The following is a 12,185-nucleotide window of genomic DNA, read 5'->3' on the forward strand; positions in this document are numbered from 1 at the left end:
AAGGGGGTGGGTGATGGCGAGCGCCAACCGAAGCCTTGGACGCCGGCTCGCCCGTATGCCGACGGTGAAAGCGGCCGTACGGGAGCGAGGGAACCGCATTGCCGCGGCGGCCCGCTCCAACCTCGCCGCCCACCGAGCCGAGGGCATCGCCCGTATCGAGGTCAAACGCGGCCGTACCGACGTGGTGGTGTCCCTCGTCGATGTCGCCGCGCTGTCCATCGAGTTCGGCCGCGGCGCCTACACCAACGGCAACGGGCAGACCGTCGGCCCCATGCAAGGGCTCTACGTCATGACCCGCGCCGCACGAGGGGGTTGACGCCGTTGCCCGCCCGGATGCTGCCCTCGGTGACGGATCTCCTCGTCGGCGTGCTCCGCCCCGCCCTCACGGGGGCGACGGTGGGCACGCTCCTCCCCGAGCCGATGCCGCTGCCGTTCGTCCTCGCCCGCCCCATCGGCGGGTCCGCGGTGGACATGCGCTTTCTGGCCCGCTCGGTCGTCGATGTCCAGACGTGGGCCGAGTCGGACCGCGCGGCGGAGGACCTCGCCGAAGCCGCCCGTACCGCCCTGGTCACCGCCTGGCGTTCTCAGGCCGTGGTCAACGGCGTGGGGTCCATCGGCTTCCTCGACGAGCGCGCCGCGCCCGCGCTACTGCCCGACGAGCGGGCGCCCGATGGCGTGTACCGCTACCAGGCCACCTACGAACTCACTATCCGTCCTGCAAGGACCTGAAGCAGCAACTGATCTCTGGGTCAGGCAGAGGTGAGCATCAGGGTTTGCTGTACCGGAATACCCAAGTCGAGCTCTTTTGTTCCCGGAGCCTCAAGGTGCTGAAGTGCCCTTTCAGCCGCAGATGCCAAAGCGCGTGCCAGCAGCGGAGGAACCGCATTCCCGATCTGCTTCAGCATCTGCCACTCGCTGGTCTGAAACACGAATCCGTCGTGGAAAGACTGGAGGCGTGCGGCTTCCCGTACAGTGATCCATCGCTCAAACTCAGGATGTACCCATTCCGACAGGTCTCTGTGCATCTGGGCGAGGATGGTGTACGCAGGCTTGTCGGGGTGCAGGCGTCGCCACTTTTCAGGGCGGGCACCATTCCAGATCTCCTTTGGCAGGGAGTCTGCCTTGGCTCCTGGCTTGAGCAGGGCAATCAGTTCCTTCCGGCGCTGCTGGATCTCCTTCGTGTGGTGATTGTGAAGGATGGACCTGCCACCGGCCTTCTCCAGCTTGTACTTTGCTGAGTACCATTTGCCATCACGGTCGAGCCGCATTTCATCAAGCACGGGGCTCTGAGCTCGCGAACGGGGATACTTCACGGGCTCGTAATGAATTGCGGTTGTTTCCGGAGTGTCCCGGATTGCTTGATGAACAGTCGTCTCGGCTAGCTTCTCTTTCTCAAGAGCGGCATTTAGGAATGTCTCAGCATCCATGCCGAGGTCTTCACCATCCCGCACACCGAAGAAAATTGCCCTTCGGCGTAGCTGGGGGACTCCGAAGTCGCTTGCGGCTACGACGGCGACGCCACAGTTTGAGTAACCTGCCTCGGCAAAGGCGGCCAGAACCTCGCGCTTAAACCGCCCCTTGGCGAGAAGGAGCATGTTAGGGACATTCTCCATCAGGAAGACCTTGGGCTTGAGGTGCTTCAGGATGCGAACGTACTGGGCGTAGAGTTCGTTTCGTGGATCGTCGAGAATTCGCGTACCGATCTGGCTGTACCCCTGGCAGGGAGGGCCGCCGAAGAGGAGGTCTACCTTCCCAGGGGCTACCTCGGCGAATCTATCCTTTTCGCCCTCCCAGACGGAGGATGAAGGGTTGAGGAAATCGTGTACGTCCCCTTCGAATAGGGGGACCTCTGGAAAGTTGTGGCGATAAGTCTCTGCGGCAAACCGGTCGAGCTCGACGGCGGCTTTGACGGAGAATCCTGCCAGACGTACCCCCTCACAGAACCCGCCGCACCCCGAGAACAGCGAGACTGCCCGGTTTAGAGACATGGAACCACCTTTCGTTTCAGTCGAGACCATAGCTGACGGGTGTGACAGCGGGGGACAGCAGCGTCGGATCACCGGCGAATGTGACTTATATGCCGTTGACTTATAGTCCGTGGTCAATGATGCCACACCCCCTCTACGGTGATCATCATGCTCGACTTGCGGTTGCCCTTCGGACTTGCCGTCAGGGCTGCACGCATGGAGCTGGGATGGTCTCAGGAGCGCCTGTCTGTCGAGTCGGGACTTGACCGTACGTACGTGAGCGGCCTTGAGCGCGGGCGTCGTAACCCTGCGCTACAGACGCTCATGCGGTTGGCTGACGCCCTCGATGTCCCACTGTCTGAGTTGCTTAGGCGCGCCGAGGAGGGTGCAGGTGTCGTTCACGTTCAGCCAGATCGAGACGAATAAGCTGGCTAAAGAGGACCTGTGCATCACGGACTTGCGGGATGCCCCCGTACGGGGGAGGAAGACAACTTTCAGGCTCGCGCAGCAGAACATGCTGGCCTACACTTTCCCTAATTTCATTCCCGGGTTTGCTGAGCCTGGAATCAATGGAATGCCTTATCGTGAACTCATTGATCGCCCGCTCGAAAATGCATTAAAGGAGGGTGACCTCCTCTATGGTGTCGACTTCAAGGTCGAGGGCAATGCGAAATCGAAAGTGGCTGGGGATGTTTACGAAGTAATTTCCTCCGCCGTGCTGTGGAATGCTGCTGCTTGGTGGAATAGGTTCATGGTGGGCGATGCATGGCTTTCGAAGCCGAAGTATGCGCGGCCGACTGTTAAGCCATCTCCGGCCCGGCAAGTTGCGATCCTGAACCTTCCACGCGAATATGACTGGGTTCGATTGCTCGAACCCGGTGCCCGCAATGAGATCAATAAACTCAGGAAGGGTCTGGATGGGAAGGGCTTCGGGCTGCCTACATCTACCCCAGATCTTGCGGTAGTGGTGCTCCCTGAAGAGTTGCGCGATGATGACCTGTGGAGAACCCCGCTTCCGGATCTGACGCGACCATCGCAATCGATCCTTGCTAGTGCTCCCCGGTATGTTGAGGGACGTATAAGTGCCGGGGAAATCATCCTGGCCATTGCCTTCAAAAGTAGCCTTCGTAGCGACCGGCTGTACCAGCCTCTCTATGAGGCAAATGTCATGCAATTGCTCCTTGAAGGACACCTCGGAGCCCCGAAGGTTGAATTTGAGGTGCATACGCTGGAGAGTGCGGGGACCAATGCGAAAGTTACCTATACTGCGGCTTCTCTCTATGCCGTAGCTAAAAATGATCCTGATGTTCACCGTGCGGTGCGCGAGCTGTATCAGCCGCCGAATGCCGGGGATCTGGTCAAGCGGATGTTTTCATTCCTGAATGAGCGCATGGCCCTCGTGCCTGCATAGCCACATACGAACCTCTTCTTAAAGCCCTGCCCAGGCGGCAGGGCTTTTTTCATGCCCGCCCATCGAAGGAGGAAGAACGTGCCGCTCGACGACAACGCCGTACTCAATCCAGCCGTAGGCCACTACTACTTTGCCCCGACCACCGGTCAGCCCATTCCCGACGACGTGGCCAACCCCGCCGCTCCGTGGGCCGACCTCGGACACACCAGCCTCGACGACCCGTTCGGCATCACCTCCGAGGGCGGCGAGACGGAAACCCTCGGCACCTGGCAGAACAAGACACTTCGGAACGTCACCTCCCCACGAGTGGAGACGGTGACGTTCGCACTTCAGCAGTGGGACGAGGCCGCTTACCGAGCCTTCTGGGGCGCCAACGGCACCACCGTGGACGTGGGCGGACGCAAGGTGTTCCAGGTCCCGAACATCCCCGAAGAGCTCGAAGGCGCGCTGTTCGTCCTGGTCAAGGACGGCGGCAACGGCATGTTCTTCCACTTCCCTCGCGTGTCCATCGCCCGCGCCGATGACATCGAGTTCGACCCCGAAGCCCTCGCAGGACTCCCGGTGCGGGCCACCGTGCTCGGAATGTCCGGACAGGACTGGTCCCAGCAGATCAGCCCCATGTTCCCGCTCTCCGTCCCGCCGGGCTCATAACCCCGGCGCCCCTTGTCACCGGGTGCTGCGGAGCACTGCGGACCGCCGCATCACCCGGCCTTCCCTACCCAACCACGCCTGCGTCCGCATGAATTGGGAGGTCCGCACCCATGTCCCGCGTCACCCTCGACGACATCCGCCGCGCCGCCGAGCAGCGTTACGGAGACTTCGACATCGCCCTACCGGACGGCGGCACTGTCACGCTCCGGTCCCCGCTCCGTATGAGCGCCGACGACCGCTCTCTACTCGGCGACATCGAGCAGCTTGCCGCAGCCGGCGACACCGACGCCATCACCGAAGCCCTCAAGATCGCCGCCAAGACCCCGGACCAGGGGCGGCAGCTGCTCGCCGCCATCGGCGGTGACCTCGCCACGGCGGCCGTGCTCTTCGAGCAGTGGGCACAGGCGGTCTCGCCGGGGGAAGCCTCGCCCTCTGCGAGCTGATCGACAGCTACGGCGCGGCGCTGCTCTCCGACTTCCACCGCTTCTACCGGCTCGACCTCGCCGAAGCCATGTACGGAAGCCGGACGGTGGCGCCGCGTCTGCTGCTCGCCCTCGTAGAGGAACTACCCGACGAATCCGCCTTCGCCGCCGCGGTCCGCGGCGGTCCGCAACACCGCGGGTGGACCGTCTCCGCCCACCTGCTCGCGTCCGTCATCGACGCCGTGGGGGAAGCCGCGTGGATCACCGCACAGGCCAACTCGCGTAAGCGCGTCCGCCGACTCAAGCGCTTTCCGCGCCCCGCCACCCGAGAGCACCGCCCGGCCACGGTCGCCGACCTGGCCCAACGATTCGGCGCCTCCCGAGAGGGGGCGGTCATAAGGAGGTGACCCCTCCCTATGGCCAGTCCCGGAGGGCGCGAGACGGACCGCGTAAGCGTCCGCGTCGTCCCGGATACGTCCCGCTTCGCCGCCGACCTGCGGCGCGCACTGGACCGTATCCAAGCCTCGCTGCGTCTGTCCGTGCACGTCGATGCCGACCTGTCCGGCTTCACCACCGACGTACAGACCCGCCTCGCCGCTCTGCGGGACGAGACCATCCACGTCCGGGTGGACGCCGACCGTGACGGACTCGACGGACTGCGTGCCTCCCTCGCCGGACTCGGCCGCGACAGCGGCGGCGCGGGCGGCGGGCTCGGCTCCGTCGTCCGTGCCATCGGCAACGTCCGCACCGCCGCGCTCACCGCCGTGCCGAACGTCGCCGGCCTGGTGGGCGGGCTCGCCCAGATGGCACCGGCCGCCGCGGTCGCGGTCACCGGACTGCTCGCGGTCGCCTCGGCCAACGCCGCCATCAAGATCGGCACGGCCGGGGTGGCGGACGCCCTCAAGGGCGACGCCGACGCCCTCGCCAAGCTCGCCCCGTCCGCCCGCGCGTTCGTGGGCGAGGTACAGAACCTCAAGCCCGCGTGGGACGGCCTGCGCTCCTCGGTCCAACAGTCGCTCTTCGACGGGCTCGCGGGCAGCATGTCGCGGCTCGGCTCGTCGGTGCTCCCGGTGCTGCGTACGCAGCTCACCGACACCGCGGGCGCGCTCAACGCCATGGGCAAGGGCGTCGCGGACGCGGCGGTCGACCTCGCGGACTCCGGCACCCTCGGCCAGGCGATGGGCTCGGCGAACACCGGGCTGCGCAACCTCGCCGGGGTTCCCGCGCTCGTCGTCAAGGGACTCGGCCAGATCGCGGCGGCGGCCGGCCCGAGCTTCGCCAAGCTCACGGCCGGGGCGGGCGGGGCCGCGCAAAGCCTCTCCGACAAGCTCAGCAAGGCGTTCGAGTCCGGCGGACTACAGCGCGCCATCGAACGCGCGGTCACCCTCGTCGGCCAACTCTTCTCAACCCTCGGAAATCTCGGCACGGCCGTCGGCAACATCTTCGGCCCCGCCGCCGACGCGGGCGCCGGATTCCTCGGCGTCCTCAACAGCGTCTCCAAGACCCTTGCCGAGGTCACCGGCACCGCCCAGGCGCAAGAGGCGTTCCGCAGTCTCTTCGAGACCCTGGCCGCCGCCGGACAGGTCATCTCCGGGGTACTCGGTGCCGCTCTGCGCGCCGCGCTCCCGCTGCTCTCGTCGCTGGTCAGTGCCCTCGCCGGACCGCTTCAGCAGGCGTTCGCGACCATCGGTCCCGCGCTGGAGACGCTGGTCACCGCGCTCGGTACCGGACTCGCCCCGGTGGTCTCGGCACTGGCCGGGGTGTTCGCCGAGCTCGTGCCCATCGCCGCCGAGATCGTCGCCATGCTCGCGGGCGCCCTGGCGCCCGTGCTCGCCTCGATCGGCCCTGTCATCGGCCAGTTGGTCACCGCGCTCGGCACCGCCCTGCGGCCGATCCTCGCCCAACTTCCAGCGCTGCTCGCGCCGTTCCTCGCCCTGGTCGCGCGGCTCGCGCCAATCCTGGTCACCATCGCGACGCAGATCATTTCCGCGCTCGCTCCGGCCCTCGCGCAAATCGGCCAGGCACTCGGCCAACTCCTGGTCGCGGTGGCCCCGTTGCTGGCCGCACTCGGCGAGCTGATCGGCGGCGTGCTCTCCGCGCTACTGCCGATCCTGACGCCGATCATCGCGCTTGTCGGCAAACTCGCGTCGATCTTCGCCACCGTCCTCGCTTCCGCAGTGACGAACATCCTCGTCCCCGCCCTGAAGATCATCACCAACCTTCTACGCGGCGATTTCTCCGGGGCATGGTCGGCGGCCAAGGAACTCCTGTCCGGCATCGGACGGCACTTCCGCACGCTGTTCACGAGCCTCGGCAAGTGGGCGGCCAACGGCATAGTGGCCGTCGTGCGGTGGCTCGCCGGACTCCCCGGCCGCGCCTGGGACGCCCTCGCCGAGTTCGGCCCCAAACTGCGTACGGCCGCAGTCCAAGCCCTGATCCGTTTCGGAAACGGGCTGCGAGAGAAGTGGCCGGAGATCAAGGCATGGTTCGCAAGCCTGCCTGGCCGAGCCAAGTCCGCCCTCGGCGACCTCGGAAAGGTCCTGGTCAACGCCGGTAAAGCCCTGCTGCGCGGCTTCCTGAACGGCATCACGTCCATGTTCGGCAGCATCAAGGACAAGCTCGGCGGACTCACGGACATGTTGCCCGACCTGAAGGGGCCGCCGAAGCGGGACGCCGCCATCCTGCGCCCGGCCGGACGGCTCGTAATGGCCGGATTCCTCGACGGCATCGACGCCGCCGTCCCCGACCTGCGCGCCCGACTGAGCGCCATCACCGGGGAGGTAGCCGCCTACCGGCCCACCCTCGCCGCCCAGGTCGAGAGCGACCGAGCCGCGCTGTCCACCGCCGAGCCCACACGGGGCGGGCCGATGGTCTCGATCGGCACGTTCATCGCTGAGGAACAGCAGAGCCCGGCCGGTATCGCCCGCGAACTCGCCTGGCTCGCCAAAGGAAGGGGGTAAGCCCTCGTGCGCTCCGGACCCGCCGAAGTCCTCGTCACCGAGGACGGACAGATCCAGTTCGGCACGTACCTGATGGGCGAGGGCACCCCCGTCCACGGACGCCAGCTCACCGGGTGGGACGACCTCCCCGACCTCGACGACGCGTCTGTCCCCATGCCCGCGTCCCACGGCGCGTGGCCCGGCTGGCTGCTCGCCGGGGTGCGGGTGCTCACCTTCGACTACCTCATCCACGACGCCCGTGGCGCGGCCGGACTGCCGACCGTGCTCGACACGCTGCGGCGGGCGACCGCCGTACGGCAAGAGGAAACCCCGCTCGTCATCCAACTCGCCGGTGCCCGACGCCTGATGTGGGCGCGGGTCACCCGCCGCACCCTGCCCGCGAACCGCGACTACACATGGGGCAAGCCGTCCGGCGCCGTCGAATTCACGTGCGCGGACCCGCGCCGCTACGAGGTCACTGAGCAAGTCGCCCGCACCGGCCTGCCCGTCCCGGAACCCGGCCTCGACTGGCACCCCGCAGAGACCCCGCCAGGTCTGGAATGGGACCTCGACTACGGCGCGGACGGCGCCCCCGGCGCGGTGATCATCAACAACGCCGGGGATGCCGACACCTACCCCGTCCTCGCCATCACCGGCCCCGCCATCAGGCCCGCGGTCACGAATCAGGCGACCGGCGCCGTCCTTGAGTACGACCTGACCTTGGCCGCCACCGACCGGCTCGTCATCGACACCCGCGAGGGCACCGTCACGCTCAATGACACCGCCCCGCGCCTCTACACCGCGACCCCGCGCAGCACCCCCGAGCAGGCGTTCACCCTGCCGCCCGGCGAATCGCTGCTCACCTTCCGCGCCGAGGAGTTCAACGACGCCGGCGCCCTCACCGTCCTATGGCGCTCCGCCTGGTGGTGACCCCAACACACAGAGGAGGAACCGCCGATGACGGTACGAGCGGCATGGCTGACCAACCGCGGGGACCTCGCGGGCGGACAGACCCGCAACGACTCCCGAATGACCCCGCTCGGCACCATGACCCCCGCCGCCGAGCTCACCACCCAACCCGGCGTCATCCCCGGCGGCGACCCGTTCTCACTGGACGCCACCGGCCCCATGACCGCCACCCTCGGCGTGGGCCGCGCCGTGGTGCAGGGCACCGACATCCAAGGCGCCTACCCCGTGGCGGTCACCGCCCCGGAGACGCTGACGTTCGCCGACGGAGACCCGGCGAACCCGCGCGTCGACCTCGTGGTGTTGCGGGTGTACGACGCCGCACACGACGATTCCGGCGAAGTCCGCGCCGCCGTCGAGATCGTCCCTGGCACCCCCGGCGCGGCCCCCGCACCACCGCCCACCCCGGCGGGCGCACTCGCGCTGTACCGGGTGGCCGTGGCCGCACGGGTCTCGGCCGGAACGGGCGGCATCGACTTCCCCGCCGCCACCACCGACGTACGCCGCTACACCGCCGCCGTCGGCGGCATCGCCCCCTACGGCGTGGCTGGCGCCCACCGCGCGCAATACCGCGACAACGGCACCGGACTCCAGCGATACAGCGGCGCCGCATGGGTCGGCATGGCCGCCGAACTCGTCCCGTGGACCAAAGTGTCCCTCGCGTCCGGCTACGGCCACAACGGCAACAGCAACGGGGACGTTCGATACCGCGTCATCGAGCTCATCGGCACCCGCTTCGTCCAGTGGCGCGGCGGCATGAACGTCTCGTACAGCGGCGGCGAGCCGCGCCGAGACGGCCGGTTCCTCGCATCGGCCCTCCCCACAACGGCCCGTCCCACCAGCGGAATCCGTACGGTCCCCGCCGCGTGCTCCGCGGTCGCCCGTAACCAGCTGACGATGAAGATCGACTTTCGTTCGGACGGCACCGCACGCCTCGTCGGCCGCACGGGGGCGAATCCGCCGTGGGTCAGCCTCAGCGGCCTCATGTACCCGCTCTGACCACCGGGGGCGTACGTGACAACCGCATACCGAGCCCTCTTCTGCGATCTCCGGACCGATCAGGTCCGCGACGCGTTCCCCGTCTCTGGCGCGAGCATCGAGGACTACATAGGCAAGACCGGCACGTTCTCCGGCTCGCTCACCGCACCGGACCGCGCCACCGCCGCGCGCATCACCGACGCCGTGATCCCCGGACGCACCGCCGTATGGATCGAACGCGACCGCGCCATCTGGTGGGGCGGCATCGTGTGGACCTACACCCCCACCTCGACCACGCGCGGCGCCCCGGCAGGCGCGCAGATCCAAGCCGCCACCTTCGAGAGCTACCTAGACCACCGGCTGTTGACCGCCGACCTGAACGCGAGCGGCGTGGACCAATTCGAGATCGCACGCCGCCTGATGGACTTCGCGCAGTCCACGGACGGCGGGGACATCGGCATCCGCCTCGACGGGTCCGCCACCTCTGGTGTGAAGCGAACGAGGAAGTACAGCCGGTACGACCTGCCCAAGATCCGCGACACCCTCGACAAGCTTGCCACCACTGACAACGGCTTCGAGTGGCGCATCCGCTGCTACCGCGACAGCGGCGGCGAGCGGGTCAAGGAACTCGAACTCGGACACCCGCGTATCACCGTGAGCCGGGGGCCGGCGGAAACCGTGCTCGACTTCCCCGGCGCCGTGATGTCGTACAGCTTCGCCCACGACGCCACCACCCGCGCCACCCACTGGCGCTCGCGCGGCGCCACCTCGACGAGCGGCAACCGGCCGCTCATTTCCGCCGCCCTCTACGTACCCGGCGCCCTCGACGAGGGATGGCCCCGGCTTGACGGCACGTCCGATTACACGACCGTGAAGGACAAGGCGACGCTCGACGAGCACGCCACGGCGGACCTGCGCGAGGCATGGTACCGCAAGACCATCCCCGAAATCACCGTCAATCTCGAAGCCGCACAGGTCACGCCCGCGATCCTCGGCGCCACCATCCGGCTCCGCATCGCCGACGTATGGACCCCCGCCGGATTCACCGGCCGATACCGCGTCGTCGGCTACAACCTCCGCGCCCCCGAACGCGGACAGCCGGAAACCGCCTCGCTCATCCTCGACGCCGCCCCCACATCCGGCGTCGGCAACAACGACGACGAGGGGAGCGCCGCCCTGTGGCCGTGATCCCGCCCGATCTCCTCGACCGCATCCGCCGCCTCGAAGAAGACGTACGCGAACTGCGCGGACGTCTGCCGGCCCCACCCGACGACGAGGCCACCGCCGACGCAGCCGGCGAGCAGTGACCCAACCCAGTAAGGAAGGTCCGCACCATGGCAAAGCCCCTGTCCGCCGACGCCCTCGTCAAGGCCCTGCGCGCCGAGGGCGTCACCGTCGTCGAACACCCCGGATGGCGCGAGCACAACCGAAACCACAAGGGTGCTTGGGGTCCGGTCCACGGCGTCGTGATCCACCACACCGTGACCAGCGGGACGGACTCGTCCGTCCGCCTGTGCTACGACGGATACACCGACCTCCCCGGACCGCTGTGTCACGGCGTCATCGACAAGGACGGCTGCGTCCACCTCGTCGGCAACGGCCGCGCCAACCACGCCGGCACCGGGGATGACAACGTACGGGCCGCCGTGGTCGCCGAGGACTACGACACCACACCGCCCCGCCCGCACAAGAACAACACCGACGGGAACAGCGCGTTCTACGGCTTCGAGTGCGTCAACCGCGGAGACGGCAAGGACCCGTGGCCGGATGCCCAACTCGCCGCCATCGAGCGCGTATCGGCCGCGATCTGCCGCGCCCACAAGTGGACCGCGAAGTCCGTGATCGGCCACAAGGAATGGACGAACACCAAGATCGACCCCAAGGGCTTCGCCATGACCGACATGCGCGCCCGCATCGCCAAGCGACTCGGCGCCAAGCCGACCGGCGACGACGGCACGCACACCCAGACCCTCCCCGTCGGCCCGCTCGTCAGCCTCTCCCGCGTCCGTGCCGCCGCCGGCGAGGACCCGAGCGCACCCCAGGGACAGACCAGCTACCGCAAGGGAGTCCTCGCCGTCGAGAACGCCCTTGCCGCGGAGGGCCTGTTGGAACGCGAGTGGGTCGACGGCTCATACGGCACCAAGACCATCGCCGCCTACGCCGCGTGGCAGCGCCGATGCGGGTACTCCGGCCCCGCCGCCGACGGCATCCCCGGCCGTACCACCCTCACGAAGCTCGCCCGCCGCCACGTCTTCGCCGTCATCGACTGAACAGGAGACCCCCACCTCATGGCCGCGCTCCTCACTCCGCCGTTCTGGCTCGCCACCGTCGAGCGCGCCGTACGAACCTTCGCTCAGACCCTCCTCGCAGCCCTCGGGCTCGATGCCACCGACGTGCTTGCCCTCCCGTGGGGGCGCGCGCTCACCCTCGCCGGCATCGCCGCCGTCCTCTCCGTGGTCACCTCCGTCGCGACCGGCGGCACCGGAAGCGACGGCCCCGGCATCACGGAGACCGCCAACGGCGGCGCGAAGACCATCAGCGGGGAACTCAACCCGTGACCGACGAGCCCGCACCGATCGTCACCATCACGGCCGCCGAGATGTACGGCGAGCTGCGCGGACTCCGCGAAAGCGTCAGCCGCATCGAAGGCAAGTTGGACGGTATCGCCACCATCAACGATCAGCTCGACGACCACGAGGAACGCATCCGCCGCCTCGAATCCAACCGATGGCCCTGGCCCACCATCGCGGCACTCGCCGCCGTCGCGGCCGTCCTCGTCACCGCATGGCAGATCGGCAACCCGTAACGCACCGCGCCCCGCCCACGGCAACAAGCCGTGGGCGGGGCTTCT

General features: G+C 67.7%; 16 protein-coding genes. 15 read left to right on the plus strand and 1 reads right to left on the minus strand.

Going from position 1 to position 12,185, the window contains the following annotated elements:
• The first annotated feature begins 13 nt into the window (after nt 1-13).
• Nucleotides 14-316 carry a DUF5403 family protein gene (locus ACZ4NB_RS17340; RefSeq protein WP_467662339.1) on the plus strand — a complete coding sequence of 101 codons (303 nt, stop codon included), beginning with the start codon at nt 14-16 and terminating at the stop codon, nt 314-316.
• Between the two features lie 29 nt (nt 317-345).
• Nucleotides 346-729 (plus strand): phage tail termination protein, encoded by a 384-nt coding sequence (locus ACZ4NB_RS17345; RefSeq protein ID WP_467662341.1) that lies wholly within the window; start codon nt 346-348, stop codon nt 727-729.
• Between the two features lie 20 nt (nt 730-749).
• On the opposite strand, the gene ACZ4NB_RS17350 is transcribed toward ACZ4NB_RS17345, so the two are convergent.
• The gene (locus ACZ4NB_RS17350) at nt 750-1,988 is read right to left on the minus strand and encodes a DNA cytosine methyltransferase (protein ID WP_467662342.1); all 1,239 of its coding nucleotides are present in this window, start codon (nt 1,986-1,988) and stop codon (nt 750-752) included.
• Between the two features lie 147 nt (nt 1,989-2,135).
• Between ACZ4NB_RS17350 and ACZ4NB_RS17355 the strand changes: the two genes are divergently transcribed.
• The 13 genes from ACZ4NB_RS17355 (at nt 2,136) to ACZ4NB_RS17415 (ending at nt 12,140) form a co-directional block, all read left to right on the plus strand.
• Nucleotides 2,136-2,393, plus strand: a complete 258-nt coding sequence (locus ACZ4NB_RS17355; RefSeq protein WP_467662344.1) for a helix-turn-helix domain-containing protein — start codon at nt 2,136-2,138, stop codon at nt 2,391-2,393.
• Nucleotides 2,359-3,378, plus strand: a complete 1,020-nt coding sequence (locus ACZ4NB_RS17360) for a Cfr10I/Bse634I family restriction endonuclease (RefSeq protein ID WP_467662346.1) — start codon at nt 2,359-2,361, stop codon at nt 3,376-3,378. The genes ACZ4NB_RS17355 and ACZ4NB_RS17360 overlap by 35 nt, the downstream gene beginning before the upstream one ends.
• Nucleotides 3,379-3,456: 78 nt before the next feature.
• Nucleotides 3,457-4,029, plus strand: coding sequence for a phage tail tube protein (locus ACZ4NB_RS17365; RefSeq protein WP_467662348.1), 573 nt, complete (start codon nt 3,457-3,459; stop codon nt 4,027-4,029).
• A 110-nt stretch (nt 4,030-4,139) separates the two neighbouring features.
• Nucleotides 4,140-4,472: a phage tail assembly protein gene (locus tag ACZ4NB_RS17370; RefSeq protein WP_467662350.1), complete on the plus strand. Its 333-nt coding sequence runs from the start codon at nt 4,140-4,142 to the stop codon at nt 4,470-4,472.
• A complete protein-coding gene (locus ACZ4NB_RS17375; RefSeq protein ID WP_467662352.1) occupies nt 4,424-4,858 on the plus strand; it encodes a hypothetical protein in 435 nt (144 codons plus the stop codon). Before ACZ4NB_RS17370 ends, ACZ4NB_RS17375 begins: the two co-directional genes overlap by 49 nt.
• Nucleotides 4,859-4,867: 9 nt before the next feature.
• A complete protein-coding gene (locus tag ACZ4NB_RS17380; RefSeq protein WP_467662354.1) occupies nt 4,868-7,411 on the plus strand; it encodes a phage tail protein in 2,544 nt (847 codons plus the stop codon).
• 6 nt (nt 7,412-7,417) lie between these two features.
• Nucleotides 7,418-8,320, plus strand: coding sequence for a phage distal tail protein (locus ACZ4NB_RS17385; RefSeq protein ID WP_467662356.1), 903 nt, complete (start codon nt 7,418-7,420; stop codon nt 8,318-8,320).
• A gap of 27 nt (nt 8,321-8,347) precedes the next feature.
• Complete coding sequence (locus ACZ4NB_RS17390) at nt 8,348-9,355, plus strand: hypothetical protein (protein WP_467662357.1); 1,008 nt, start codon at nt 8,348-8,350, stop codon at nt 9,353-9,355.
• A gap of 15 nt (nt 9,356-9,370) precedes the next feature.
• Nucleotides 9,371-10,522, plus strand: a complete 1,152-nt coding sequence (locus ACZ4NB_RS17395; RefSeq protein WP_467662359.1) for a hypothetical protein — start codon at nt 9,371-9,373, stop codon at nt 10,520-10,522.
• Nucleotides 10,513-10,641, plus strand: a complete 129-nt coding sequence (locus ACZ4NB_RS17400; protein WP_467662360.1) for a hypothetical protein — start codon at nt 10,513-10,515, stop codon at nt 10,639-10,641. The genes ACZ4NB_RS17395 and ACZ4NB_RS17400 overlap by 10 nt, the downstream gene beginning before the upstream one ends.
• 27 nt (nt 10,642-10,668) lie before the next feature.
• Complete coding sequence (locus ACZ4NB_RS17405) at nt 10,669-11,604, plus strand: N-acetylmuramoyl-L-alanine amidase (protein ID WP_467662362.1); 936 nt, start codon at nt 10,669-10,671, stop codon at nt 11,602-11,604.
• Between the two features lie 18 nt (nt 11,605-11,622).
• The gene (locus ACZ4NB_RS17410) at nt 11,623-11,892 is read left to right on the plus strand and encodes a holin (RefSeq protein WP_467662364.1); all 270 of its coding nucleotides are present in this window, start codon (nt 11,623-11,625) and stop codon (nt 11,890-11,892) included.
• On the plus strand, nt 11,889-12,140 hold the full coding sequence (locus ACZ4NB_RS17415) for a hypothetical protein (protein ID WP_467662366.1): 252 nt from the start codon (nt 11,889-11,891) through the stop codon (nt 12,138-12,140). Before ACZ4NB_RS17410 ends, ACZ4NB_RS17415 begins: the two co-directional genes overlap by 4 nt.
• Nucleotides 12,141-12,185: the final 45 nt, after the last annotated feature.

The organism is Streptomyces sp. NPDC026575, assembly GCF_055567415.1.

Bases quoted from the DNA above. Each gene is read 5' to 3' on its own strand.
- ACZ4NB_RS17340 (WP_467662339.1), top strand. From the start codon at position 14: ATGGCGAGCGCCAACCGAAGCCTTGGACGCCGGCTCGCCCGTATGCCG.
- ACZ4NB_RS17350 (WP_467662342.1), bottom strand. From the start codon at position 1,988: ATGTCTCTAAACCGGGCAGTCTCGCTGTTCTCGGGGTGCGGCGGGTTC.
- ACZ4NB_RS17355 (WP_467662344.1), top strand. From the start codon at position 2,136: ATGCTCGACTTGCGGTTGCCCTTCGGACTTGCCGTCAGGGCTGCACGC.
- ACZ4NB_RS17370 (WP_467662350.1), top strand. From the start codon at position 4,140: ATGTCCCGCGTCACCCTCGACGACATCCGCCGCGCCGCCGAGCAGCGT.
- ACZ4NB_RS17380 (WP_467662354.1), top strand. From the start codon at position 4,868: ATGGCCAGTCCCGGAGGGCGCGAGACGGACCGCGTAAGCGTCCGCGTC.
- ACZ4NB_RS17390 (WP_467662357.1), top strand. From the start codon at position 8,348: ATGACGGTACGAGCGGCATGGCTGACCAACCGCGGGGACCTCGCGGGC.
- ACZ4NB_RS17405 (WP_467662362.1), top strand. From the start codon at position 10,669: ATGGCAAAGCCCCTGTCCGCCGACGCCCTCGTCAAGGCCCTGCGCGCC.
- ACZ4NB_RS17410 (WP_467662364.1), top strand. From the start codon at position 11,623: ATGGCCGCGCTCCTCACTCCGCCGTTCTGGCTCGCCACCGTCGAGCGC.